The sequence below is a fragment of the Candidatus Sulfurimonas baltica genome (assembly GCF_015265455.1).
In the GTDB taxonomy this organism is placed as follows: Bacteria; Campylobacterota; Campylobacteria; order Campylobacterales; family Sulfurimonadaceae; genus Sulfurimonas; species Sulfurimonas baltica.
In genome coordinates, this window is sequence record NZ_CP054492.1 from 77,850 (window position 1) to 102,258 (window position 24,409).

Consider the following 24,409-nt stretch of genomic DNA (forward strand, 5'->3'; position numbering starts at 1 on the left):
ATTCATATTTCACACTCTTTCATGATTTTCTTCCAATCAAGGTCGAAATGTTTTTCTACATAAGCTTTGTGATGTGGTACTGTGCACTTTGAGCAGTCTTGGTGAATACTTTTACCGCTTGCAAACTCTTCACCATTATTTATGTCACATTTGCTTAAAATTTTCAACTCATTGTATGTTCCCAGCCCCTCATCGTTAAAGCGGAAGTTTGGACATGCGCAGAGGTAGCAGTTTAGTTTTGACATATCATGGCACTTTTTATTATCTTCATAGAGCGGACAAAAATCTCTCTCATGTTGAACCATATTGTCAAAATAAAAGTACTCAATAATCTCCTCTTTACTAAATCCTTTTGCAACAAGTCTATCTACAATCTTTTTATGTTTGTCAGCGTGAGCGTCAAACCAAGATTTGTAACTCATAAAACCATTCCTTGTTTTTTGCTCTCAAGTCTGTCGTACATCGCTAACATGTTATTGTAATCGTTATGAAGTGTTATATCTATTAGAGCTTCATCATCTTCCAATATGTGCTGAGCTTTTTCAACTCTCTCTTTTGTAAAGACGTTAAAAAGAGCCTCTTTGTAGTCCTTGTAATCAAGCCCCTCTTCATCCATTCTAATCAGCTCTGCAACTACATGTCCAAGTTTGTTTGTCCCAAACTCTAAGAGTTCAAGAGCGCTCTCTTTGCTTCCTAGCTGTAGGTACATATGTGCTTTGAACTCTCCCATTGTGAAGTTATTTTTAAATATAACACCGATATATTTTTCAATGTTTAGAGTGTCTTCAAGCTGTTCAATCTCATCTAAAATATCTTCGGCATCATACTCAGCAAAATTTAGAACCATATCACGAAGCAGTTTGCCTCTGTTTTTATTGTTATAAACCAAGTCCTCTATCGGGTAGACTTCTGACATGCCGGGAATTATCATCTGGCATGAGTAAAAACCAAGGTAGTCATACTCTCTTAGGTAAATCTCTTTGCCGGTTTTATCTAAAATATTTAGTAGAAAGTTGTACTCATCCTCACTTGAATTGCCTTCGTAACTCCAAGGTGTGTACTCAAAACTTTTTTTAGAGCTTAAAAAATTAAACCCAAGTTTCCCGTTTGAATCTACAAAATGAGACTCAAGGTTGAAGCTGTCGGCTACTAAACTCATGTCAAAGGTTGGAACTTCAAAAGCATCAAGATTATCAAGTCCGCGACCTTGCATAAGCTCTGTCATAGTTCTCTCTAAGCAAACTTCTAAAATCGGGTGGGCTCCAAAGGAGACAAAAAGGGTAGAGTTTTTTGGGTTTATAAGAGAGATGGCAGTGACCGGAAACTCTCCACCTAGTGACGCATCAAGAACTTCTACAATGTAACCAGCCTCACGAAGTGCTGTAACATCTCTTTGAACTCTCTCAAATGTTTGTACTACGTTATTCGGAAATGCTGGAAGCGAATATCCATTTTTGATTATCTCTATTTTTGCATAACGCTCATAAATCTCACTTAGTGCTTGTACTTGAGCCTCCAGCGGTGTATTTCCAGTAGCCAAACCGTTACTCACATAGAGGTTGTTTAAAATATTGAGAGGAATATATACTTTCTCTTTGTTAGAGTGTTTTATAAATGCAAGGGCTACTATTTTATCTGTATAGTCGCTGTTAAAATCAACTAAATCTTCATCACTTAGTTCGCCATCAGGATTGTAAATATCATTTAGCTCGTCACTTAGATACTCACCTCCAAATTCAAATGCCACTTCATCCGGGTAATATTTTCTCTTTGGAAGATAAAAGTCTGTAAAGAAGTTATTTGTCTGCAGTCTCTCGATATACTCGCCCAAAGCACTCGCCATGGAAGCATCTGAAAGTATCCCTTTTCCATTTGAGTAGATATGGTTAGGTGCTTCAACCGAAGTTAGATTAACAGAGAAGCAGTACTCAAGCGGATGTTTCTCTTGTGAAAATGTGGTCTCACACCCGACATCTGCTAAGACAGCTCTCATTTTTTTGATTGACTCTTCAAGTGGAGCGTTTTTGGATAATAAGTTCATGGAGTTTCTCTCTTTACTTTTTACTTTTACTGATAATCAAATATATAAAAAACGGACCGCCGATAAGTGCTGTAACTATGCCTATGGGGAGTTCACTTTGAGTCTGTAAACTTCTTGTTATGGTATCGCAAAAAACTAAAAAAAGTCCACCAAAAAGAGCCGTTTTTAGTATGCGTTTGTTTATTGTGCTTGGGTAGATTTTTGAGACAATATGTGGAACTATAAGCCCTACAAAGCCGATAGGACCGCTAATACTAACAAGCGTTCCTATTGCAAAAGAGGAGGCAACTAGAAGCATTAGGGTAATCTTTTTTGTATTGACACCCTTAAGAGAGGCAGACTCGTCTGATATTCCTAAAAGTTGAAGCTCAAAGCGGTACATGTAGATAATTGCAGTGAGTAAAAATGCGATAACTCCAAGAGTAGCAGGGTGGCTCCATCCTATAACAGAGAGTGAACCCATGGTGTAACGAATTAGCATATCGTTTTGCATGGCGTCGCCGAGATAAAAAACAATCATTAGTGCCGAGGTGTAAAAAAGAGAGAGGGCGATACCTAAAAGTAGGAGCGACTCTTGATGAGAACTTTTTAAAAATTGTGAGAGATAGATAAGCAGAAGAACTGTAAAAATAGCCCCTGCAAAGCCAAACAAACTGATGGCTGTTATACCAAACAACAAGCTTCCAAGCCCTAGTTTTATGGCAATTCCAGCGCCTAACACTGCACCGCTTGAGATACCCAAAGTGTAAGGAGTCATAAGGGCATTACGAAAAAGAGTCTGAAACAAAAGTCCGCTAAGAGAGAGGATAACTCCCGCAAAAAATGCAAACAAAACCCTCGGCACTCGCAAGTCAAAAAAGATAGTAGAACTTAGATGATTCGGGTCAAATATATTTTCTACATGTAGAGATACTGCACCTATAAAAGGGGAGAGGATTAAGATGGCAAAAAGAAGAAGCCAGAGAATAAACTTAGTCATACTTAACCGCCAAAGACTCAAACTCAACTCCATATAACTCTTCTAAAGTGGAGTTGTTGAAAAAGCCCTCTTCGTAGAGTTTTGCCTCTGCATCTTTTATAAAAAGAACAGGGCTGTCAATATAAGAAGCAAGGTTTAAATCGTGTGTAATAAGTATAACTTGATGGTAATCCTTTAGCCCTTTTATATGCTCGGCAATGATTTTAGAGTTATGAGGGTCAAGGTTTGCTGTCGGCTCATCAAAGATGATTATTTTACTCTGTTGTGCAAGTGCCTGAGCAACTAAAACGAGTTGCTGTTCTCCTGAACTGAGTGAGCTGATGGTGTGCTCTTTTAGATGCGCTATCTTTAAAAACTCCAAAGTCTGTTTTGTAATATTTTTGTCTTTAGTCGAGTACTCAAAAAAGCTTTTTTTATAAGCAAATCGCCCAAGCAGAACAAACTCCTCTGCGGTTATAAATGTGTCATAGAGTTCGAGTTTTGCAGGGATGTAAGAGATGGTTTTAGCTTTATCTAAAAGTGAGAACTCTTTTATGTTTTTAGACTCTAACTCCACTAAACCATCAAAATCTACGAGATTGCATATTGCTTTTGCAAGAGTACTTTTACCAGAGCCATTCGATCCAAGAACACTTAGATGATTGGTGATTTTTATATTTATATCATCCAAAATTAGTTTAGAGTCATATCTACATGTAAGGTTTTTTAACTCAATCATAATAAAAAATACTCTTGTTCTAAAGATTTTTGGTGTTTATGCATAAGAGAGATTAACTCACTTATCTGTTCATTATCAGATGACATATTGGTATATCTGCTTAGGTGACTTGCATAAAGTTTTCTAGAGCCAAATTTTTCTAAAAGCTGTTCAATATTTTCTGGTATGAAAAACTTTATCTTTTCATTTTTAGGAAAAATCTCATTCAAATATATATGAATTCCTGCTAAATCAAAATCTCCAAAATAGATAATCTCATTTTCAATTTTCTCAAATAGCTCCAACATCTTCTTATTTCTAAAAATAAATAATATATTGTCATTTCTAAAATAGTTACACTGTTTTTCAAAATAGATTAAATTCTCAAAGTTCTCAACACCTATAATTAAGGTGCTTTTATCTATATTTGGAAGCTCTTTTAAAAAAATTGCACTTTGGCTAAATAGCGGAAGTTTAACCTCTTCAATAGAGCAGTTACCATTTATATATAAGCCATCTTGAGGTGGAAGACTTTTATGCTTTGAGTCCGTATGTGCATGTATTAGCTTTGCTCTAGTATCAGCATTTTGAATCTCTTCTATGTTGTAGTAGGTAGTAAAAAATTCATCTTTTGCAATAACTTTTTTTTTGTTTGCAGATACTGTTTTAACTTCTATCAACCCATCATCTAGCAACTCTTTTAGTAATCTCTTAGGTAGTTGCGAATAGTTTAAAACTTTTTCGTTTTTTAGTTTTAAGAGCGTGCTCAAATGTCTCATTTAACAATCAACTCCTGAACAACAGAGCTGTTGTCAATGTTGCTTATTAAGCTAACTCTTTTATATGTTCCTATAAGTTTTTCATCAGGGGCGCCATTTACAAAATATATCCCCTTTGCATTTGCAAACTCAATAAGCTCTTTTAGATACCTTTGTGAGAGTATCCCAATCTCATCTAGGATTACATGTAACAAAAGCTCTTTTTTTGTTGTTTTTTCTTTTAAAATATAAAGCATCGCTATATATATCATACTTTTCACTAAAACATCTGTTCCGTTTGAACCTATGTTGTCAAGAGAGCTTACAAATTTACTGTCGTTACCATTTTCAACTACGCGAAATTCAAGAAGAAAACTATCTTCAAACTCTATTTTACTTATCGCTTCTATCTCTATAACATCTACAAGCTGTTTCAATAGTTTTATTATAACTTCTGAATTATTATTATCATTAAATAGATTGATGCCGTATCCAAATTTATTTGTTTCGTTTTCAAGTTTTATAGATTTGAAGCTATCTATAATTTTATTGTTGCTTATAGAGTATCTCAGCGAGAGTGAATCTACAACTCCTATGTTGATGCTCTCAAACAGTTTAGATATTTTTTTTATTAAAGACTCAATCTGCCCTTGGGAGTTTAAAAGCGTATCATACTCATCTACTATACTTTTTACAATTTGATTTAGATTGCGAACTAAAAAATCTTTAGCTTCATCTATCTTTTTTGCTTCGTAAAACTCTTGTAAATTGTATGCAGAATCAATAGGGCTAGAGCCTGTTTTTATATGCAAAGTGTTATCATACAAATCACTAACTTTTAGGGTTGCTTTGTGTATCGTGTTTTGTAAATTTCTATAAGTTGTTGCTAAATTGTCTATCTTGTTTAGTATAAGCTCTATCTCTTGGAGCTCATCATTAGAAACATATTTTATACCCCACTCTAAATATTCTGCGAAACTAGAACTTTTTTCAAAATCATCTACTCTTTTAATATTGTTTTGTTTTAGAGTTAGATCTGATGTTTTTTGGATAAGAGTAGTTTGTATCTGCTCTTGTTGGCTTGTAAATATAGAGTTAAGCTGATTGTGCTCATCACTAAGAAGATCTAGTTTAAGCGTTGCCTCTTTTAGCTCCCTAGTATTTTCTTTTTCTTTGTCTATGTATTCACTCTTGTCTTTTTTATACTCTATTATAAGTACATTGTAAGAGTTGATTAGTTCAATCTGGGAGGCTAGTTCAGCTATTTTATTTTCTAATATCTGTAGTTTTTGTATATCTATATTTTTATTTTTTAATATTTCTTTATAAAGATATTCTTGCTCTTTTGTCGCATCTTCTTTCTCTTGCTCTAGACTTTTTTGTTTTAGCCCCAACTCTTCTAGAGGTTTTATATATTCAACTGTAAGTTTATTCAGCTCTTTGGTAAAGAGTGATTTTTTTGCTGAAATCTCTTTTATTTTTAAACTATCCAGCTCTTGTATCTGCTGCTTTAAAAGTTCTTTTTCTTTTGTTAATTTATCTATATTGGATTGTATAGTTTCTAGCTCTTTTTCTTTATTTGTCTGAAACTCAACTCTTTTGTATGAGTCTTGCTCTTTGAGGGTGATGATTTTGTTCTTAATGCCAGCTAGTTGTATCTCAAAAGATTTTATTTTATCTATTAGCTCTCTTTTGTCTCTGTAGATTTTATTTTCAAAGTTCTTTTGAGTGTTTTTTATCTCATGAATCTGTATTGAATAATTTTTCAACATAGCTTCAAGAGATATCTTAAGCTTCTCATATTTTGTTTCTAAGCTATTTTTTGGTACTTTAAAATCTAGAAAATCTAGTGCAAATATTTGTCTCGAATCATCTTTTATATGAACATCAATATCACTAGTTAAAATCTCATCTTTAATAAAGTGAATATATTTATCGCTTTGCCCTAGATTGGCATTTATTTTAAAGCTAAGAGAGTTCTCATCTGGTGATATTAGTTTCTTTAAAGAGTCAATATCTTTATCTATTATTTGTTTTTCATGAATTTGTTGCTGCTCTTTGTGTTCTATCTGCTTTAAAAATGACTCGTTTGTTATTCTCAACTCTTTATCTTTGGCTTCAAGGTTTGCTTTTTCTCTTGAGATGTCGTACTCTAACTGTTTTTGAGTTTTCAGATGTTGTGATAATTTTTGCGCATCATTGAAAATATAATCTCTATTTTTTATATTTTTTAGCTCAAAATCAAACTTACTCAAATGTAGATCTAAAGTATGAGCTTCATCTTTGGCGTTTGAAGTTTTATTTTCAAAACTATCTTTTACGCGCTGAGTCTCCTCACTTTCTTTTGTTTTTAAAATTTGTTTTTTTGTCTCTAGTTCTATGGATAAGTTTAGCTTAGTGCTTTGTAGAAGATTTTTTTGAGCTTCAAAATTATTTAGTATCTTTTGAATTTGGTTGTTATGGTTTTGCTCTATCTCTTGATGCTCTTTTGTTAGGAACTCTTTTTTTGATACAACTCTTTGTCGCTCAGATTCAAGATTGCTAAGATTTGAAAAAGAAGATATTTTTTCATCAATCTTTTGCTCTTTATAGTGAGCTTTTATTTGCTCCGTTTTTTTAATGCTCTCTCTTGAGACAGCGATAGCGTTGCTTAGTTTGTCTTTTCTTTTTGTAAACAAACTATTTTCATACTTTTGTTTTTCGTCTAAAAGAGTTTTCTCTACTTTTGCCTCTGAAATCTCTTTATCTAGCTCTTGAATATTTTCTAAGGTTATTTTTTTTGAGTTTACCAAGCAACTAAACTCATCTTGCATATAAGATTTTGTTTGTTCGTAATCTTGTATATGTTTTATGATTTTTTTTATCTGGGTATCATACTTATTAAATCTAAAAATATCTTCATAAAGAGTGTCAAACCTCTCAAGATGTCTTTTTATCTGCTCAATATCTATTTTTTTATCTATCTGCAAAGATGAGACTATTACCCTTTTGATAGCTTCAGAATCAACTTTGGAATTTATAAATATATTTGATAGCGTTTTTACAAAACCATCATACTCTTTTGCATCAAAAAGGGTATAGTAATTTAGTTTGTGAGATTTAGAGTAGAGTATCTTTTTGTATTCACTCCCGCTACTAATAACTCCGCTCAATATTCCAAGTTCTTTGAGCTTTATCCAAAGTTTAGCACTATCTATTGGAGCGCTGTTAACAACAAAAATATCTTGTATATTTACTAATTTATCAAGCAAGCAAAACCTGAATTTCACTGTTACATCTTTGTATGCCGTTACCAAGACAAACTTTTCATTTTTTTTGTAAACATATACAATATATGAATTATCGTATTCAAAATAGTAATCACTAAAAGATATTTTTTTACTGCTACTTATTCCAAGTGTTCTCGCATCGGCTGTATAAAAGTATAAAATAGCTCTTAGAAGTGTAGTCTTTCCAGCTCCATTTGCCCCTATGAAAAGAGAATTTCCATCAAGGTCTACTTCAGCATATTCATATTTTGCTGATTTTATAAGTACAACTTTTTCTAAAGCATCCAAAAGCTACTCCTTTATCTCTATTTTATTAAAAAAATCTATTAAATAATCACAACTGTTTAACACTATATATCTTTGCAAATACTCATCTTCAAGAGTTAAAAAACCTCTTTTTTCGAGCTTGGACGTTAGAGACAATAAGTTTGCTCTTAGTGTGTCTCCGCTTAAACTTTTGATTCTATCCAATTTTACTTTTAGGGTAATATCATCTTTTACTCTCTCTTCGATATCGTTGATACTAAACTTAAAACCAACGCCAAATATAGGATTGAAATTATAAAAAAAACTAAGCAAATCAATTAGTTCGTAAATTGATTGGATTTTTTGTTCCTTGTTATCTAGTGAAGCGAAGTAGCAGTAACCATTTTTGATTTTTAAATCTATATCTAGATAAAGAAACAGTTCTATAATCTCATCACTATTATTTTCCACATAAGTGTATAATTTTTTTTCATTTTTATCTGGTGTGTTTTGAGATAAAAATTTACCGTCTTTTAGATGGTTGAAAATTTTTGCTGTTAACTGCTTATCTAATTTGCTTGTCATAATAAACCTTTTTAAAACTCATATCTTCATAATTGAAATTTTCATTTTGGATTTTATATATATCTTCATAAAGTAAAATAAGCTTGCAGTATATTTCACTTATCTCGTTGATAGGTTTGTTTGTTAGTTTGTTATTAGAGAGTAAAAATTCTATCAGATTTTGATTGGATGCGCGAAACTCTAAGTTTAGTGAGTAGATATTTACAAACTCTTTTTCTACTTTTTTATTAAATATTTTTACATTCGTTGCTGTTTTTGTTTTTACACTTGCACTAGATGATAATCGCTCTAGCAGAGGTTTTAATTGCTCACTTCTAAGAATCTCATCATCAAGTCTTGATTTTATTTGTATCTGTTTCTCTTGTATATCAAATTTAGATATCAACTCCAATATATTTGTGGAGTTTTTGAGTTCTAAAGAGTCCTTCAGCTCTTTTATTTTTGAAATTTTTTCTATAAAAATATTTTTTTTCTCAGCCTTGTTTATGTACTCTATAACATCTTGAGTTAAAGGGATAAGACTTCTATTTAACTCCACTCTATTGTTTTGTAAAAGTTCCAAAATTGAGTTTAGTTCAGAGTTATAAAAAGAGTGCATTATGCTTTGATGTAAAAAAAGAAACTTTTCAAAACCAACTAGTGCTGAGTTGAACTCATCTAGCTTTATTTTGTAATATTTAAGCTCTTTTATTTTTAAGCTGAATTCAAAAACATTTTTATAAACCCTGTCTATATGAATTCTCAATTTTAGTAAATTTTGCAGAAGTATAAAATCTATTTTTTTAAGTTCTCGTCTGATTTGTGGGATTATCTCGTTTTGTCTATTTTTATATTCACTTAAAATATCTAGTTTATGTTTTAGAGTATTTATCTTTTCAGAGATAAGAGAAACCTCAATATTTTCATCTATATCAAGATAGTTTTCTAAAAAGTTTATAACTCTACCATCTAAAAATATTTTATCTTGCACAAGTTCTATAATCTCAAAATTTACTAGAATTTCTAGTTTTTCTACAGAACAAATATGCTCTATCTCGCTGTATGTTACTGCTTTATCTCGATGTTCAAAAAGATAAAAAAGCAGCTCACTATTGTTGCTAAGATTTTTAAAAAGTTTTTCTATTTTCATAATCGTCTCATAAATGTTTTGAATAAATAAAGCGATTATAGCACATTAGAAATTCATCTCCCTGCAAAGCCTTGAGATAGTAAGTGCAACCCTGTGTGAAGGGATGTGCGTATAGCTCTCGTCTACTATAGAGATTCGTTTGTTTTTTGAAGCATTTGTCGGAAGTGAGTGCCAAGCTTGTAGAGCTTTTTTCACATCCACATGTGAGTCTGTAGCTTTAGAATAAAGTATTATTATCTGCTCAGGATTAAGTGCGATTACGTTTTCATAGTTTAAAACAGGTTGAGAAGTTGTATCGCTTGTGTAAGCGTTTGTATTTCCACATGTAGAGATTATATCGTCAAAAAATATGTCGTGACCAGCGATGTAAATGCCGTTTCTCAAATCTTCATGAAGTCCGTAAACTATCATTACGCTGTGAGGTTTTTTGTTTTTAGGTGCATCTTTTATTGCGTTGTCTATGTTTTTAATAAGTTTAGTAGATTCCCAGTCAAGCTGAGAATGACGAATGTGATTCTCATTGGAATGAGTCTCTTTGGAATCAATATCATTCGTCATTCTCGGGCTTGACCCGTGAATCTCTTTGTCTATAAGGGCAATAGATTTTTTTATTGACTCTATAGTTTTTAGATTTAGCATCAGTGTTTTTATTTTAAAGTATTGAAGCTTTTGCATAGTAGCCCCATTGTGTTCCTGCCCAACAACAAGGGTAGGAGAGAAAGAGAGAATCTTTTCTATATTCGGATTGCTGTATCCGCCGATAATCTGAAGTTTTTTCGCCTCCTCCGGATAGAGGGAATAATCACTCGTAGCAACAAGCTTGTCACCTTTTTCAAGAGCATAGACAATTTCGGTTATTGATGGGCTAAGAGAGACTATCCTCTCATTAGCACCAAGAGAGAGTACAAAAAGGAGTGCAATAAATATTGTTTTTATACTCACGTTATTCCTTAAAATTTAGCATTCACACCGACATAAGCACTAAGTGGTGCAGTTGCATAACCGTCTACTACTTGGTAGTATTTGTCAAACAGATTGTCTATTTTAGCATATACAGAAAAGTTATTGTTGATGTCATAGTTAGTTACAAAGTTTACAACTGTGTATTTCCCTGTTTGTGTGCCTTGCTTGTCATCACTGCTGTGTCTCTCACCGATATACTCACCGTTGATTCCTACATGTAAGTCTTTAACACCATAATAATCGAGTGCAAGTTTAAGAGAGTTTTTTGGTCTTCTTTGAAGTCTCTTATCATCACTGTTTTTGGCATCGAGCAAAGTATAGTTTGATGTCAGTGAGATATCTTCATTGATTTTAGTATTGTACTCTATTTCAAAACCTTGGATTTTAGTCTCTCCTGTGGCATTAAAATACTTCCAAGTATTCAAATCAAAATCAATCATATCTTTTGTTTTAGAGTTAAAATAAGTGATTTTAAATGCTTTATACTCTGCACTTAAATCATAACTTAGTGTATTTTCAGGTGTCAGGTTTTTATTTCCGTAAGTTGGATCATTGAGATTATACAGAGTTGGCACATTATAAGATGAACCAATATTTGCACTTGTTACTAAGCCGTCTATATTTTTGCAAAAATGTTTTATACCTACTTTACCTGTAGTCTTATTATCAAATTTGTCATAAGCATCCAATCGCATAGATTCACTTAGAACAGTTCTCCCACCTAAAAGAGTGAACTCATTAGAGTTTGTAAGGAAAATAGCCTTATTGTTATACTTTTCTTGCAAGTCATTTTTATGCTCAAATGTTTTGTAGTCTATACCTAAAACTACAAAGTCATCATCATTATATGCTGTATTAGACTTTATCCCATACTCTTTTACTTCTCCATCAAACTCTTTTGTCCATCCTTGTGGATAATCTCTGTTAAATATTGAAAGTTTTGCATAAACGTCTAGCTCTGTAAAATCGTTTTTGTGATTTAAGTTTACTTGGCTAAAACTATCCTTTGTGATTGAATTTTCAATACCGTTAGGAGTTGCAAAAGGATCAGACTCTACCTTTGAGTATATAAGTGTGTGAGATAAATCTACTTTGTTGTTTTCGTCAAAATTAAACCCAAGTTTGATATTTGAAGTTGTGTTTTTATAGCCGTCATCTTCATACATGTCAATATCATCACCGTTTGGAACCAGTGAGCTAAAACCGTTTGAGTCAATCTTTTGTGCACTGGCTTTTATGTAGTAAGCGTCTGTTTTGTATGAGGCTAAAACACCATACTTCTTTGTGCTAAAACTTCCATACTCAACATTTATCGAAGCATGAGCACCTTTTTCTGCACTTTTTGTTATGATGTTAATAACACCTGCAGTTGCATCAGCTCCCCAAATACCAGATTGAGCACCTTTTATAACCTCAATCTGCTCAATATCTCCTATCATCAAATCTCCAAAAGGAGCACCGCTTAGACCTGTTAAATCGTTGTATCTGATACCATCAATGAGAACAAGTGTTCTTTTTGAGCTTAGTCCACGTAAATATACAGAAGATGTTTGTCCAATAGGACCATTACTTGTGAAGCTAATACCTGATATGCTGTTTAATGCCTGAACTACCGTCGTATAGCGTTTTTCTTCAATCTCTTTAGCGGTTATAACATTTAGATTGGATGTGACATCTTCTATAGACTGTGTAGTTGTTGTTGCACTCGTTACTGTGATTTGTTTTAGCTCAATTTCTTGAGCAACTAATATACTTGAAGCAAGTATTGATAATAGTATCTTTTTTTTGTACATAATTTTTTTCCATTATTTTTGTAATTAGTTTAACTCTATGAATAATTAGCAACTAGATTCTGGATCAAGTCCAGAATGACGTAAGCATCGTCGTTCCAAGCGACAGAAATATCGTCGTTTCAAGCGACAAAATATCGTCATTCCAAGCTTGACTTGGAATCTAGTTTATGAATTAATCAAAGGTCTTGATTATATAAGAATGGTTAAGAGGTGGGAGGAGAGTTGTTTTTTACTTTAAGTGGTTTTCCGTCAAGCGTACAAACTGATACGCTAAGAGCAGAGATTTTTAGTAATGATATATAGGCTTGAATGGCAGCTAAACAGAAGTATTTTCTACCAAACCCTTTAGGAATCATTTGTCCAAGCCTTTTTAAATTTTTGCAATTATAACTGAAAACTTAGATAAAATCTTTTTATGAAACTATCACATTTAAAACAAATAATTACCTACTTACAAAAATTTCAAAAGATATCTGCAATCTATAGAGTCAGTGACACTGTCATTAAAGTTGCATTTGACAGAGACGATGAAATCTACTTTGATATGCAACGTTCAAACTCTAAGATGTTTAGATGTCCTTCTTACGCACGTTCAAAGGTCTATAATGCGCCATTTGATGTCCTTTTGGCAAAGCGATTTAACCGCTCAAATATTCTACATGTAGAGCTTGTAAACGGCGATAAAATAGTGAGGTTTAAAACCTCTGTGGCTTCAGCATACAAAGAGGAGATTACTTATTTACAGTTTGAGTTTACGGGAAAATATACCAATGTTATTATCTTGGATGAAAATGATGTTGTTCTTGAAGCACTCCGACATGTAGATCTGTTTTCATCATTTCGCGAGGTTAGGGTAGGGCAGAAACTTTTAGATGTCCCTGTAGCCCCTTTTGTTGCAAAAGAGTACCCGCTTGACGATGTTGAGCAGTTTTTAAATGATGAGTATGCCCAAGATATTGAGGAGAAACTCTCCTCTCTCAAAAAGCAGAAAGTCTCATTTTTAAATAAAAAACTCAAAAAACTAGAGAAACTATATGCCTCGTTGGATGATGAAGCGAAACTTCAGGCGGAGGTTGAAAATTGCCAGCACTATGGAAATTTGGTTTTGGCAAATATGCATAATATTAATCCATATCAGAGAGTTCTACATGTAGATGATTATGAGGGTAAAAGTGTTGAGATAGAGTTGCACAAAGAGTTCTCTTCAGTCTCTCAAATGGCGAATTCACTCTTTACAAGAAGTAAAAAAGCAAAACAGAAAGTCTTACATCTTTACATAGAAAAAGAGTCGCTCAGCTCAAAAATAGAGCATATAAAACTTTTTATTCACACAGTTCAAGAGGCAAAAGATATAGCAAAAATCCAGCTTCTGTTTCCAAAAAACGTACAAGCTAAAAAAGTAAAAGTCAATGAAAGTATTGAAGTTTTTTGGATAGAGGGGTATAAAGTCCAGCTTGGTAAAAATGAAAAAGGGAATGTGGAACTGCTACAAAATGCAAGAGCAAAAGATATTTGGATTCATCTCAAAGATAGACCATCGGCTCATGTGATTATCACAACTGATAAGCAAAACCTCCCAATGCACATCATCGAGAGTGCCGCAAGACTCTGTGTTGATTTTACAACAATTCAAAAAGACAGGTTTTTGGTCGATTATACTCCTAGAAGAGAAGTGACTATTCAAAATGGTGCAAACGTGCTTTACAATAAGTACAAAACCATAGAGATAGACACTCGTTGAGAGTTGTGAGGGGTGTCTCATTTTAACTTGCGCTGGCGATGCTGATTTAGGCCTTGTAAAGGCTAACTTCAGTCACCACAGCGGTGCCAGCGAAGTAAAAGGGACGTGTTCCTTTTGCGGACAAACAAATGGAGGACACTTTCATTTTAGAATAAAATCAAGGAGTTAGTTGTGGCTATAGGTCCTATCGGAAATGCAATCTATGTAAACCAGCAGATGGCGAGTGTCGCTTCTGTTGCCAATGCCCATACTAACCGCGTTGATTTTCAAAATATGGCAGCTCAGATAGCGACCCAAGAGAAAGAGGCAAAAGTTTTGGAGGTGCGTCCGGCAGAGGCAAACCACGAAGTTGATCCTGACCGTGAACACGAAAAAAATGAAGCCGACCAAGAGAGCAAAAGAAATAAAAAACAAGAAAAATCAGACAAAGAGGAAGATGAAGGCAAAGAGTTTCATCCTTACCACTTAGATATTAAAGTCTGACTTGCTATAATTGTCCTAATATTATATTTAGGATTTATCTGATGAGTATATTTTCAAGTTCAAAAGAGAGAATTGTCACTGGTCTGGCACTTGTAGCAGCTGTTTTAGTTATTGGTTTAATAGATAACTTTTTTCTTATGTGGTTGGTTCTTGGTGCCATTTATATATTGGCCTTTAAAGAAGCTATAAGACTCTTTGAAATAGAGAGTGGCTCTTTGCTTATTTATGCAGCGGGCATCTGGGCAATAGCCGGAATTTACCCGTACGGTGATGATTTATTTGTTCTTGCGGGTGTTTTTTATGCAAGTGCCACGGCATACAACAGAGATATAACTTGGAAAAACTTTCTCCCATTCATCTATCCTACAGCCGGAATGCTGTTTATCTTCACAATGTACCAAGAGTATGGAGTGGTATCGCTTCTATGGCTTTTAGTTGTTGTCGCTATGACGGATGTTGGAGCATATGCAGTTGGTAAAAGCATTGGCAAGACACCTTTTAGCGAAACTTCCCCAAACAAAACAATGGAGGGTGTTGTAGGCGGTATTTTAGTCGCAACTATTGCTGGTATGTTTGTAGGACTAACCATAGTTGATTTGGGCATCTCATTTATCATCTCATTTATGGTTGCTACAAGCTCTATTTTTGGCGATTTGTTTGAGAGCTCTTTAAAGAGAAGTGCTGGCGTGAAAGACAGCGGAGATTTACTTCCGGGTCATGGTGGCATACTTGACAGAATTGACGGATATCTGTTTGGAGCAATAGTCATGTTAGTTCTTTTAAGAGGTTTAGTGTAGTTGGTAGTCCTTGGCTCAACAGGTTCAATCGGTGTAAATACACTTGAAATTGCCAAGAAATTTTCTCTACATGTAGAGGTTTTGGTGTGCGGAAAAAACATAGAACTTCTCAACAAGCAGATTGCCTTACATAATCCAAAAGTAGTTGTTGTTGCGGATAAAGAAGATATGGCAAAAGTAAACCATAAGAGTGTTTTTTATGGTCAAGAGGCTGTTTTAAAAGCTATAGAAGATTCGCAGAGTGAGATAGTTGTAAATGCCCTTGTCGGTTTTTTAGGGCTTCGTCCAACTCTGACATCCCTTGCATGTGGAAAAAAAGTTGCCCTTGCAAACAAAGAGTCGCTTGTCTCATGTGGAGCTTTTATAGATGTAAGCAAAATCCAGCCGATAGACAGCGAACACTTTGGTCTTTGGTACCTAATGCAAAACAGACCGGTAAGCAAAATGATTATCACTGCGAGCGGTGGAGCATTTAGAGACTGGGATTTAAACAAACTTCAAAACGCTACATTAGCAGACACTCAAAAACATCCAAACTGGTCAATGGGGCAAAAGATAACAATAGACAGTGCAACAATGGTCAATAAAATGTTTGAACTCCTTGAAGCTAGATGGCTCTTTGGAGAGGGCGAATATGATGCGATTATTGAGACAAAATCACTTATTCATGCACTTATAGATTTCAAAGACGGCTCAACCACCGCACACTTTGCACATGCAAGTATGCAGCTCCCTATCGCTTTTGCATTAAACGCCAAAATGGATGAGAATATACTCCCACATGTAGATTTGCTAAAAGTCGGCTCATTGGAGTTTCGAGAGATTACAACAGACAGATACCCAGTTTGGCAAATAAGAGAAGAGTTGCTAAAAAACCCTGCCCGTGGTGTAGTTGTGAACGCTGCTAATGAAGTAGCAATAGAGAAATTTATAAATAAAGAGATAGGTTTTATGGATATTAGTAAAATTATAATAGATGCTTTTGAAAAATTTACAGAGTTGCCAAAAAGCGTTGATGATGTTTTTTCTTTGGATCTAGAAGTTAGAAAATACTCAAGTGAGTGCATATCTTGGAGAAATAATAAGTGATAGATAGTATTGATAAAGCAACAAGTGGCGGAGATTTTTTTATTTGGAGCGTGACTTTTGGCTTACTTGTGGTTGTGGTTGGCTTATTAGCCCTATGGGACATTAAAAGCCGCAAAGAGAGGTAGAGGATGATATTAAGCATAGAGAGCAGCTGTGACGATAGTGCAATTGCTATAACAGAGATAGCAACAAAAAAACTTCTGTTTCATAAAAAGATATCACAAGAGTTAGAGCATTCAGTTTATGGTGGAGTTGTTCCAGAACTTGCAGCACGCCTACATGCAGAGGCACTTCCTAAAATACTCGAGGAGTGCAAGCCTTATTTCAAGGATTTAAAAGCAGTTGCAGTCACTTCAACCCCAGGTCTTGCAGTAACATTAGTAGAGGGTGTGACAATGGCTAAGGCAATCTCTGTTGCCCTTGATGTACCTCTAATAGGGGTAAATCATCTTGTGGGGCATATATATTCACTCTTCATAGAGAAAGAAGCACACTTTCCGCTAACAGTTCTTTTAGTCTCTGGTGGTCACACGCAGGTAATGGAAGTTAAAAGCCTAGAAGAGATTGAGACTGTAGCTAAAAGTATGGATGACAGCTTTGGTGAGAGTTTTGACAAAGTGGCTAAGATGATGGGACTTGGTTATCCCGGTGGACCTCTTATTCAAGAGTTAGCAAAAGATGGAGATAGAAAAAAGCATAACTTTACTATTCCTCTATCTCAATCTAAACTTATAGCTTTTTCATACTCAGGACTTAAAAATGCGGTAAGACTTGCAATTGAGAAAGTGGATGAGAGCGAATATAAAGATGTAGCAGCTTCGTTTGAGCATATTGCAACAGCACATCTCACACAGAAGTTAAAGAAGTACTTTAAAGAGGTAAAACCTGAAACGTTCGCAATAGTTGGAGGTGCAAGTGCTAACCTTTACCTGCGTTCACAGATAGAGGAGTTACTAAAACCTCATAATGCCACTCTGCTTTTAAGTGAACTGAAATATTGCTCAGACAACGCGGCAATGATAGGCAGAGTTGCCATAGAGATGTATGAAAAAGAGATGTTTAGTTCACTCGACGAGTTAGATATTTCTCCTAGAAGCATTATTTGAGAGGCAAATCTTAACTTAAACTTATGAGAAATCGCTCCAAAGTTTAAATAAGACTATTATTATCCGATTTAACATATACTTCTCTCAACAAAACAAGAAAGAAACTTTTTAAAAATAATAAAGGTTTATTTTGTTAAAATAAATTAAATTAAAACATAAGGAGCCAAAATGGCAACTACAAAATTCAAAGGTACAGACGTAGAATTATTAGGAAATGAGGTAAATGTTGGTGATAAAGCACCTTCAGTTACTGTTGTAAATTCAGACGGTTTAGGTGATGTAGTAGTTGGTGGTGCTCAAGGTCACAAGCAACTTATTATTGTTGTTCCTTCATTAGACACAGGTGTGTGTGCTACTGAAACTCGTAATTTCAATGCAAAAGCTTCATCTTTATCGGGTGTAAAGCCAACTATTGTTTCTTTAGATTTACCATTTGCTGCTGGGCGTTTTTGTTCAACAGAAGGTATCACTAATTTAACTGTAACTTCAGATTTTAGAAACAAAGATTTTGCTAATGCATACGGTGTATTACTTGGTGGTTCTGTTCTTGCTGGTGTAACATGTAGAGCAATTTTTGCAATAAACGAAGATGGTATTGTAACTTATAAAGAAATCGTTCCAGAAATAACTGAAGAGCCTAACTACGACGCTGCAATCGCTGCTGTTAGTTAAGTAACAAATTTTAGACTTAATGGGGTATACATAAGTATCCTTTTCTCCTTTTTAGGACTTCCGTCCTAAAAGTTTTCACAACTGCTTTTTAACTTAAGATAACTAAACAAACCAATTTGCTATAATTGATTAAATTATATTAAGGATTTTTAATGAGAAAAATTTTATCTGTATTAACATGCGCAGCAATAGTATCAACAGCTGCAATGGCTGACATTGCAAGGGTTGAAGTGGGTGCAGGAGCTTGGATGCAAACTCCAGAGGGTACAGCAAGTTACACTGATGGTGTGGCAGACGGTAGTTATGTTTCTAGCAAGAAAGACAATACAGAAGGTTATGCTTGGTTGCTACTTAAGCATCCAGTGCCTGTCCTTCCTAATCTTAGGTTGGAGTATGCATCTCTTAGTGATGAAGGAGTGGTAAGTGGTCAATTCAAAGACTTTGATGTAACAGTAGGTAGTACTACAATGTCTTATGATATGAAACAATATGATATTATCCCATACTATAATATTTTAGATAATACAGCTTGGATTACTTTAGATCTTGGTCTGGATATAAAAGTTATAGACATATCTTACGCGGTTGCTCCGGTTGCTGGTATCACAGGTGACTTAAGTGGTAGCGAAACAGTAGCAATTCCGCTTCTTTATGCTAGAGCACGTGTTGAAATTCCAACAACAGATATTGGTATTGAGGCAGATGTGAAATATATTTCATTTGATTCTAATACTATGTATGATGTAAGGGTAAAAGTAGATTATACTATGGATTTTGTTCCAGTAATTCAACCTGCTTTAGAAGTTGGATACAGAGTGCAAAAAATAGAGACGGATGATACGACGGACTCAAATTTAAACATTGATTTTTCCGGCATTTACGCAGGTCTTGTATTTCGTTTTTAATAGCCCTATCTGTTTGTAATATCCCGATGAAAACCTGCAATTTTTACAGGTTTTTTATCGTCGTTAAAAAAAATATTTCCAATGTCTTCAATTTCTAGCTCTTCCCCACTTTTAGTGATAAGAGGGTATTGGATAGTGAAGTGAACATATTCAAGTTCTCCAGAGTGATTTTCTAGTACATCATGCATTGCATTATGATGGTCAAATCTATTCTCATCAGGGATAAGTCCTAAATAATCAAAATACCCCAGCTTCTCATCTTGAGCAAATCCTAGCCTTTTTTTCCATTCTTTACTAAGATTAAACTCTTGTTTAAGAATGTCATAGCTCCAGATTCCATCTTTTGAAGAGTTTGCTGAAAATTCAAAATGATTATCGTGTTCCATTTATAGCCTTTAAAATACACCGTTTATTTTAGATTAAAGTATTTTACAAGATAGTTTATATAATACAGCTTAGTGAAATTTTATATTAACAGTTGTTCCTACGCTCTCTTTTGAGGTTAAATCAATTCTAAAATTATACTCTTTAACAATAGAGTCAACTATACTGAGACCAACACCAAAACCGCCAGCATAGCTATTTGCCCTTGTAAATCTTTTGAAGATTGTGCCAAGTTTATCTTTAGCGATGCCAATCCCTTCATCTTGTATTGAAAAGCTGTTTTGTAGTACGCTGATATATATTTTTTTATTTGGAGGTGAGTATTTTATTGCATTGCTTAGAAGGTTGTTAATAAGCATTTTTGCTTTAGTTGGAGCCATGGTGAGAGTACATGTGGTTTTTTTAAACTCTACAATTATATTTTTTTTCTCCAAGAGCTCATTAAAATATTTAATACTTTCATTTACAACAGAGACAAAATTTAATTCTACTGCTTCTTCACTTTTTGCATCAAAACTTAAGAAACTTAAAGATGAGTATATGTCATAGAGCTGTTTTGTACTGATAGAGATGTTCTGTATAATCTTTTCATCATATATTTTTTTATTTTTTGCTCTTGAAGTACTCATCATAAGGGCAGTAATTGGCGTATTTAGCTCATGTGTTGTGTCTTTTACAAACTCCTCTATCTCATGCATCTTGTCTTTTATGGGACGCAAAAATATATATGAGAGTATTACAGAAATAATTATAATGATTATCCCAACAAAAATTGAAGTGATAATAACCTTATTTCTTAATTTTGTGACACTTTGTGTGAACTCATTGCTCTGTACTGCAACATAATCAATGCCAAGGTGTCCTGCTGTCCTTTTTGATACTAGAGTAAATGTATCACCTTCCATATAGTACTCTTTTGACAAATCTACTTTTTGTATGTTTTGCCCATCAATCAATTTATATTTATTATCATATAGAGCTACTGTTGCATTCTCAAAGCTATCAAGAATAAACTTATTATCCATCATATGGGCTTTAATAATAGACGAACTTACTCTATCGGAAATGTGGTTCATCTTGTAGTAGTTGTTTTGCATCTCTATAGTTTTTTGTGAAGTGTAGAACCAGTAGCTTGCAAAAAGTAAAAATATAAATGAAGAGAGAAGGTAGAGGGTTAAAAAAGAGTAAAATGATTTTTTTGTTATGTTATTCATAAGTGTACCCAACCCCTCTTACTGTTTGTATTTTATCTTTTCCTATCATTTCGCGCAGAGTTCTTATGTGAGAGCGTATAGTTGCATCACTTGGTATATGGTCAAAATCCCAAATATTTTGAATTAACTCATCATTAGTAATTACTCGTTTTTGATTTTTTAAAAAGTAAAACAACATCTCACCGTCTTTTTGACCCAAAGAGAAGATATTTGAGTTTTTATTTACTTGTCGTAGATCTGGTAAATAGAAGATGCCCTCGGAGATAAAAATTTGAGTTTTGTTGTCAATATTGAAAAGTTTTTTTGTGTTTAGTATGCGGGCATTTAGCTCTTCAAGCTCAAAAGGTTTTTTTATATAGTCATGAGCGCCAAGCTCAAAGGCCTTTTTCAAATAAGCAGTATCTGTGTATGCCGTTATAAATATAGTTGGGGTTGTGTCATTGAATTCTCTTAGTTCGGCTAAAAGCTCAAGTCCATTTTTTCCAGCTACATTAATGTCAAATATAAAAAGATCATACTTTGCGGAATCTAATTTTTTATATACTTCTTCGGAATTGTAAGCATAATCTACATCCCATGACTCAGATAAATAATCTAGTAAAATATCAGATAAAACAGCATCATCTTCCATCAAAAGTATTTTCATCTTTAGTCCATCCATTTCCTAGGGTCATAGCCGTCACTAGGGCGTTTTACTAACTCTTTTGAGATTGCTTTTATCATAGTCATTACTTCAGTGCCATCAGTTGGACTTTTACCTAGCGACTCTTCTATCTTGCTAAAACCAAATTTTTCAAAGTAACTCACTGTTTTGTTATTGTTCAAAACACTTACGCTTATGTTTTCATATAGTGAGCCTGCTTCCAAGATGAGTTGCTCAAGCATTGAAGAGCCTACCCCTTCTCCCCTAAACTCAGGCTTAACTCCTATCGTCAGCACCGGAGTATTGTCGTTTACATATCCGTTTGCATTATCATCTTCTTTGAGTAAACGCAGCCAGATTGCCCCGGCAATTTTATTCTCTTTGAGGGCATATAGCCCCAAGTCTCTGTTTGTTAGTCCATAGTTTTGGGTATATTTTTCAAGTTCACAAATATCATCTACAGTTTTTGCAACTTCATCTAAGCGATAAGCAAAGTGGAGCATATCCTCTGCAATTTTTTGTTCTGTAGATCGGAGAAAATATAAAGTAACACTCAAAGTTGCTCAGTTCTTGTAGTTATATCAATGCCTACCTCTTTAAGCTTATACCCAATCTCCACTATGATATCTCTATATTTTTCAGTCTCCATGAAACCTTCATACGCATCCATCTTTTTATCAGCAACCTTTTCAGCAATGTTCTCTATACTTAGTAATGCTCTCTCAAGTCTTGATTCTAACTCTTCTACAGGCTCTCTCATAATTGTCCTTAATGATTATTGTTGATGTTATTATACTACAAAACTATTTGCTCTTTACACAAACACTACACACTTATAATATATAATTTTTACACCAAAATATAAGGAAAAATAATGAAGACTCTAAAATTATCGGCACTCTTACTAAGTGCAGCTCTATTTACAGGGGTTGGTGTGACAACTCTGAGCGCGAAGTGTGGTGGGGCAGAAAAACAAGCTCCTAAGGAATCAATGAAATGTGGTGCGGGTAAGTGCGGAGACTCAATGAAGTCTGCAAATAAGTGCGCTGAAAAGAACTGCGACATTAAAGACTGTGATGGAACTAAGTGCAAAGACGGTAAAAAAGGGACAATGAAATGTGGCGGTGAAAAAGGGACAATGAAATGTGGAGGAGACAAAGAAGCTCCTAAAAAAACAATGAAATGTGGCACTGGTAAGTGCGGTTGATTTAAAAATTTATCTAACTCTTCTTAAAATAGTATTTAAGAGAGTTTGCTTTTAAACTCTCTGATTATGTTTTAAATTGAGATAATTTTTGAGTTAATGCTTTAGCATTATTATCAAGAATTTTCATCTCATCTGATATAACTTTTGTTGTTTGAACATCACTGTCGACGTTTGTCTTAATCTCACCAATTTTAGTAATGATGTGGTTCGTACTATCTCCAGTTTTATTAAGAGCATCTAGCGAAGTATTCATCGCAATTGTTGTTTCGTTCATTGTCATAACTGTATTTTCAATCTGCTCTTTTGCGTTTGATGAAATTTCTGCTATTTTTTGGATATTTTTACCATTGGAACTCATCTTCTCGCTTGCCTCATTGATTGATTGAACTATCACACTTACAGTAGAATTTATTTCAACTAAACTTTTTTGTGTTCTTTCAGCCAGCTTTCTTACCTCATCTGCAACAACGGCAAATCCACGTCCATGCTCACCCGCACGTGCAGCTTCAATAGCGGCATTTAGAGCAAGAAGGTTTGTTTGATCGGCTATATCTCCGATAATAGTAAGAACCTCTGTTATTTGTTGAGCATCATTGCTTAGAGTTGATAAATCATCCACTAAACCCATTTCAATTTCAGCACTTTTCTGCACCTCTTCTATCATTTGAACGATGTTTTTACTTGCATCATCAAGTATTTGACTTACTTTTGCTATATCTTCCCTTACAATGTCAGCATCATCCATAGCCTCTTTTATCATAATGACTGTTTTTTCACCGAATTCGGTTGTGTCTTTGATTATGTTTGCTGTGCTATTCATACTATTTGTCATGTTGACAAAATGGGCATCTATTTCATTTACAACTCTTTTGTTGTCGTCAGCACTGTTTTTAGAGTCGTTTATAGCTTCTCGCGTAGATGAAATCAGACTGTTTAATTTTGAATAAACATTGGAAATTTCATTCTTTTTTAGTCCAGCTTTTATGAAAGTAAAGTCTTTTGCACTTTCTATGCCTTCAACATCCTCTCGTAAGGTATTTAATGATTTTTGGATAACCAAAACAAATGCCGTACTAAGTGCTATATTTAAAAAGAACGCAACTAAAGCAATTATTATAACGTTTGATTGTGAGTTGCTTAGGTATTCTCCAAATGTTGATATTTGCTTGTTTAATGACTTATTTGAGAATTCTATAAGATGATTAAGCTCATCTTTTGTTTTAAGTGCAACCGAGTTGTACGAGCCAATAGCATCAACTTTATCTTCAGCATCTGCATCGGGGTCTGTAAACTCTCTAACCATGCCAACGCCTATAGTACCAAGTGCTTTTGTCCTGAGTTCAATATTTTCGATTATTTTTTTTAATTCGTTAAATTCTTCTTCTAAAGATAGTTTTTTAAGTTCTAAAACAGATTTTTTTATATCTTGTTGAATTTTATCATTTTTTGATTTATAATCACTTTGAAGTGCAAGCTGCGATGAAGCAGCTGTTAAAAAGACATTTTGTAATGATGTGATGGACTCACCGATATCATTAGAGATATCGATAAGGTATAGCTGTTTTGATTTAAGCTGCTCAAAGTTACTTTTTGAAGCACTAAAGGCAGTATAGCTAACAGCACTTGTTATGCTTAAAAATAGTAAGCCCCAAAGAACTATGCTAATTATTTTAAACTTAATAGTTAGTCTACTAATTAATTCCATCAA

Annotated in this window: 25 protein-coding genes; 8 read left to right on the plus strand and 17 right to left on the minus strand. The window is 34.1% G+C overall.

Annotated elements, in window-relative coordinates; translation table 11 throughout:
* Nucleotides 1–2 precede the first annotated feature (2 nt).
* From HUE88_RS00390 to HUE88_RS00440, 11 genes are all read right to left on the minus strand, one after another.
* Nucleotides 3–422: a hypothetical protein gene (locus HUE88_RS00390; RefSeq protein ID WP_194369992.1), complete on the minus strand. Its 420-nt coding sequence runs from the start codon at nucleotides 420–422 to the stop codon at nucleotides 3–5.
* Nucleotides 419–2,041 carry a YcaO-like family protein gene (locus tag HUE88_RS00395; protein ID WP_194369994.1) on the minus strand — a complete coding sequence of 541 codons (1,623 nt, stop codon included), beginning with the start codon at nucleotides 2,039–2,041 and terminating at the stop codon, nucleotides 419–421. Before HUE88_RS00395 ends, HUE88_RS00390 begins: the two co-directional genes overlap by 4 nt.
* 13 nt (nucleotides 2,042–2,054) lie before the next feature.
* Nucleotides 2,055–3,020, minus strand: a complete 966-nt coding sequence (locus HUE88_RS00400) for a FecCD family ABC transporter permease (protein WP_194369996.1) — start codon at nucleotides 3,018–3,020, stop codon at nucleotides 2,055–2,057.
* Nucleotides 3,013–3,738 carry an ABC transporter ATP-binding protein gene (locus tag HUE88_RS00405; RefSeq protein ID WP_194369998.1) on the minus strand — a complete coding sequence of 242 codons (726 nt, stop codon included), beginning with the start codon at nucleotides 3,736–3,738 and terminating at the stop codon, nucleotides 3,013–3,015. The genes HUE88_RS00400 and HUE88_RS00405 overlap by 8 nt, the downstream gene beginning before the upstream one ends.
* Nucleotides 3,735–4,496 carry a DUF7281 domain-containing protein gene (locus HUE88_RS00410; protein ID WP_194369999.1) on the minus strand — a complete coding sequence of 254 codons (762 nt, stop codon included), beginning with the start codon at nucleotides 4,494–4,496 and terminating at the stop codon, nucleotides 3,735–3,737. Before HUE88_RS00410 ends, HUE88_RS00405 begins: the two co-directional genes overlap by 4 nt.
* Nucleotides 4,493–8,032: an ATP-binding protein gene (locus HUE88_RS00415; protein WP_194370001.1), complete on the minus strand. Its 3,540-nt coding sequence runs from the start codon at nucleotides 8,030–8,032 to the stop codon at nucleotides 4,493–4,495. The genes HUE88_RS00410 and HUE88_RS00415 overlap by 4 nt, the downstream gene beginning before the upstream one ends.
* A 3-nt stretch (nucleotides 8,033–8,035) precedes the next feature.
* Nucleotides 8,036–8,575: a condensin complex protein MksE gene (locus HUE88_RS00420; protein WP_194370004.1), complete on the minus strand. Its 540-nt coding sequence runs from the start codon at nucleotides 8,573–8,575 to the stop codon at nucleotides 8,036–8,038.
* Complete coding sequence (locus HUE88_RS00425; protein WP_194370005.1) at nucleotides 8,556–9,704, minus strand: hypothetical protein; 1,149 nt, start codon at nucleotides 9,702–9,704, stop codon at nucleotides 8,556–8,558. The genes HUE88_RS00420 and HUE88_RS00425 overlap by 20 nt, the downstream gene beginning before the upstream one ends.
* Nucleotides 9,705–9,749: 45 nt before the next feature.
* Complete coding sequence (locus HUE88_RS00430) at nucleotides 9,750–10,646, minus strand: helical backbone metal receptor (RefSeq protein WP_194370006.1); 897 nt, start codon at nucleotides 10,644–10,646, stop codon at nucleotides 9,750–9,752.
* Nucleotides 10,647–10,654: 8 nt separating this feature from the next.
* Nucleotides 10,655–12,460 carry a TonB-dependent receptor plug domain-containing protein gene (locus HUE88_RS00435; protein ID WP_194370008.1) on the minus strand — a complete coding sequence of 602 codons (1,806 nt, stop codon included), beginning with the start codon at nucleotides 12,458–12,460 and terminating at the stop codon, nucleotides 10,655–10,657.
* Between the two features lie 203 nt (nucleotides 12,461–12,663).
* Entirely contained in the window at nucleotides 12,664–12,816 is a 153-nt protein-coding gene (locus HUE88_RS00440; protein WP_194370010.1) for a hypothetical protein, read from the minus strand.
* Nucleotides 12,817–12,875: 59 nt separating this feature from the next.
* Here HUE88_RS00440 and HUE88_RS00445 point away from each other — a divergent pair, with 59 nt between their 5' ends.
* The 7 genes from HUE88_RS00445 (at nucleotide 12,876) to HUE88_RS00475 (ending at nucleotide 19,253) form a co-directional block, all read left to right on the plus strand.
* Nucleotides 12,876–14,201, plus strand: a complete 1,326-nt coding sequence (locus tag HUE88_RS00445; protein WP_194370012.1) for an NFACT family protein — start codon at nucleotides 12,876–12,878, stop codon at nucleotides 14,199–14,201.
* Between the two features lie 171 nt (nucleotides 14,202–14,372).
* The gene (locus HUE88_RS00450; protein WP_194370014.1) at nucleotides 14,373–14,684 is read left to right on the plus strand and encodes a hypothetical protein; all 312 of its coding nucleotides are present in this window, start codon (nucleotides 14,373–14,375) and stop codon (nucleotides 14,682–14,684) included.
* A gap of 41 nt (nucleotides 14,685–14,725) precedes the next feature.
* The gene (locus HUE88_RS00455; protein WP_194370016.1) at nucleotides 14,726–15,481 is read left to right on the plus strand and encodes a phosphatidate cytidylyltransferase; all 756 of its coding nucleotides are present in this window, start codon (nucleotides 14,726–14,728) and stop codon (nucleotides 15,479–15,481) included.
* The gene (dxr, locus tag HUE88_RS00460; protein WP_194370018.1) at nucleotides 15,482–16,570 is read left to right on the plus strand and encodes a 1-deoxy-D-xylulose-5-phosphate reductoisomerase; all 1,089 of its coding nucleotides are present in this window, start codon (nucleotides 15,482–15,484) and stop codon (nucleotides 16,568–16,570) included.
* Nucleotides 16,571–16,698: 128 nt separating this feature from the next.
* Nucleotides 16,699–17,676, plus strand: a complete 978-nt coding sequence (gene tsaD, locus HUE88_RS00465; protein WP_194370020.1) for a tRNA (adenosine(37)-N6)-threonylcarbamoyltransferase complex transferase subunit TsaD — start codon at nucleotides 16,699–16,701, stop codon at nucleotides 17,674–17,676.
* A gap of 168 nt (nucleotides 17,677–17,844) precedes the next feature.
* Nucleotides 17,845–18,348: a thiol peroxidase gene (tpx, locus tag HUE88_RS00470; RefSeq protein ID WP_194370023.1), complete on the plus strand. Its 504-nt coding sequence runs from the start codon at nucleotides 17,845–17,847 to the stop codon at nucleotides 18,346–18,348.
* A 152-nt stretch (nucleotides 18,349–18,500) separates the two neighbouring features.
* Nucleotides 18,501–19,253: a TIGR04219 family outer membrane beta-barrel protein gene (locus HUE88_RS00475; RefSeq protein ID WP_194370025.1), complete on the plus strand. Its 753-nt coding sequence runs from the start codon at nucleotides 18,501–18,503 to the stop codon at nucleotides 19,251–19,253.
* Between the two features lie 5 nt (nucleotides 19,254–19,258).
* Here HUE88_RS00475 and HUE88_RS00480 read toward each other — a convergent pair whose 3' ends face one another.
* The 5 genes from HUE88_RS00480 to HUE88_RS00500 form a co-directional block, all read right to left on the minus strand.
* Nucleotides 19,259–19,639 carry a PAS domain-containing protein gene (locus HUE88_RS00480; RefSeq protein WP_194370027.1) on the minus strand — a complete coding sequence of 127 codons (381 nt, stop codon included), beginning with the start codon at nucleotides 19,637–19,639 and terminating at the stop codon, nucleotides 19,259–19,261.
* A gap of 69 nt (nucleotides 19,640–19,708) precedes the next feature.
* A complete protein-coding gene (locus HUE88_RS00485) occupies nucleotides 19,709–20,851 on the minus strand; it encodes a sensor histidine kinase (protein ID WP_194370029.1) in 1,143 nt (380 codons plus the stop codon).
* Entirely contained in the window at nucleotides 20,844–21,497 is a 654-nt protein-coding gene (locus HUE88_RS00490; RefSeq protein ID WP_194370031.1) for a response regulator transcription factor, read from the minus strand. The genes HUE88_RS00485 and HUE88_RS00490 overlap by 8 nt, the downstream gene beginning before the upstream one ends.
* A gap of 2 nt (nucleotides 21,498–21,499) precedes the next feature.
* Nucleotides 21,500–22,051, minus strand: a complete 552-nt coding sequence (locus tag HUE88_RS00495; protein ID WP_229860109.1) for a GNAT family N-acetyltransferase — start codon at nucleotides 22,049–22,051, stop codon at nucleotides 21,500–21,502.
* Nucleotides 22,048–22,254 (minus strand): hypothetical protein, encoded by a 207-nt coding sequence (locus HUE88_RS00500; RefSeq protein ID WP_194370033.1) that lies wholly within the window; start codon nucleotides 22,252–22,254, stop codon nucleotides 22,048–22,050. The genes HUE88_RS00495 and HUE88_RS00500 overlap by 4 nt, the downstream gene beginning before the upstream one ends.
* A 114-nt stretch (nucleotides 22,255–22,368) precedes the next feature.
* Between HUE88_RS00500 and HUE88_RS00505 the strand changes: the two genes are divergently transcribed.
* Nucleotides 22,369–22,701 (plus strand): hypothetical protein, encoded by a 333-nt coding sequence (locus HUE88_RS00505; protein ID WP_194370035.1) that lies wholly within the window; start codon nucleotides 22,369–22,371, stop codon nucleotides 22,699–22,701.
* Between the two features lie 64 nt (nucleotides 22,702–22,765).
* On the opposite strand, the gene HUE88_RS14055 is transcribed toward HUE88_RS00505, so the two are convergent.
* A complete protein-coding gene (locus HUE88_RS14055; RefSeq protein ID WP_272872702.1) occupies nucleotides 22,766–24,406 on the minus strand; it encodes a methyl-accepting chemotaxis protein in 1,641 nt (546 codons plus the stop codon).
* Between the last annotated feature and the right edge of the window lie 3 nt (nucleotides 24,407–24,409).

Coding starts and splice junctions, on each gene's coding strand:
- HUE88_RS00395 (WP_194369994.1), bottom strand. CDS start 2,041: ATGAACTTATTATCCAAAAACGCTCCACTTGAAGAGTCAATCAAAAAA.
- HUE88_RS00475 (WP_194370025.1), top strand. CDS start 18,501: ATGAGAAAAATTTTATCTGTATTAACATGCGCAGCAATAGTATCAACA.
- HUE88_RS00390 (WP_194369992.1), bottom strand. CDS start 422: ATGAGTTACAAATCTTGGTTTGACGCTCACGCTGACAAACATAAAAAG.
- HUE88_RS00410 (WP_194369999.1), bottom strand. CDS start 4,496: ATGAGACATTTGAGCACGCTCTTAAAACTAAAAAACGAAAAAGTTTTA.
- HUE88_RS00405 (WP_194369998.1), bottom strand. CDS start 3,738: ATGATTGAGTTAAAAAACCTTACATGTAGATATGACTCTAAACTAATT.
- HUE88_RS00425 (WP_194370005.1), bottom strand. CDS start 9,704: ATGAAAATAGAAAAACTTTTTAAAAATCTTAGCAACAATAGTGAGCTG.
- HUE88_RS00445 (WP_194370012.1), top strand. CDS start 12,876: ATGAAACTATCACATTTAAAACAAATAATTACCTACTTACAAAAATTT.
- tpx (WP_194370023.1), top strand. CDS start 17,845: ATGGCAACTACAAAATTCAAAGGTACAGACGTAGAATTATTAGGAAAT.
- HUE88_RS00400 (WP_194369996.1), bottom strand. CDS start 3,020: ATGACTAAGTTTATTCTCTGGCTTCTTCTTTTTGCCATCTTAATCCTC.
- HUE88_RS00455 (WP_194370016.1), top strand. CDS start 14,726: ATGAGTATATTTTCAAGTTCAAAAGAGAGAATTGTCACTGGTCTGGCA.
- HUE88_RS00500 (WP_194370033.1), bottom strand. CDS start 22,254: ATGAGAGAGCCTGTAGAAGAGTTAGAATCAAGACTTGAGAGAGCATTA.
- HUE88_RS00485 (WP_194370029.1), bottom strand. CDS start 20,851: ATGAATAACATAACAAAAAAATCATTTTACTCTTTTTTAACCCTCTAC.
- HUE88_RS00440 (WP_194370010.1), bottom strand. CDS start 12,816: ATGATTCCTAAAGGGTTTGGTAGAAAATACTTCTGTTTAGCTGCCATT.
- HUE88_RS00505 (WP_194370035.1), top strand. CDS start 22,369: ATGAAGACTCTAAAATTATCGGCACTCTTACTAAGTGCAGCTCTATTT.
- HUE88_RS14055 (WP_272872702.1), bottom strand. CDS start 24,406: ATGGAATTAATTAGTAGACTAACTATTAAGTTTAAAATAATTAGCATA.
- HUE88_RS00480 (WP_194370027.1), bottom strand. CDS start 19,639: ATGGAACACGATAATCATTTTGAATTTTCAGCAAACTCTTCAAAAGAT.
- tsaD (WP_194370020.1), top strand. CDS start 16,699: ATGATATTAAGCATAGAGAGCAGCTGTGACGATAGTGCAATTGCTATA.
- HUE88_RS00420 (WP_194370004.1), bottom strand. CDS start 8,575: ATGACAAGCAAATTAGATAAGCAGTTAACAGCAAAAATTTTCAACCAT.
- HUE88_RS00490 (WP_194370031.1), bottom strand. CDS start 21,497: ATGAAAATACTTTTGATGGAAGATGATGCTGTTTTATCTGATATTTTA.
- HUE88_RS00435 (WP_194370008.1), bottom strand. CDS start 12,460: ATGTACAAAAAAAAGATACTATTATCAATACTTGCTTCAAGTATATTA.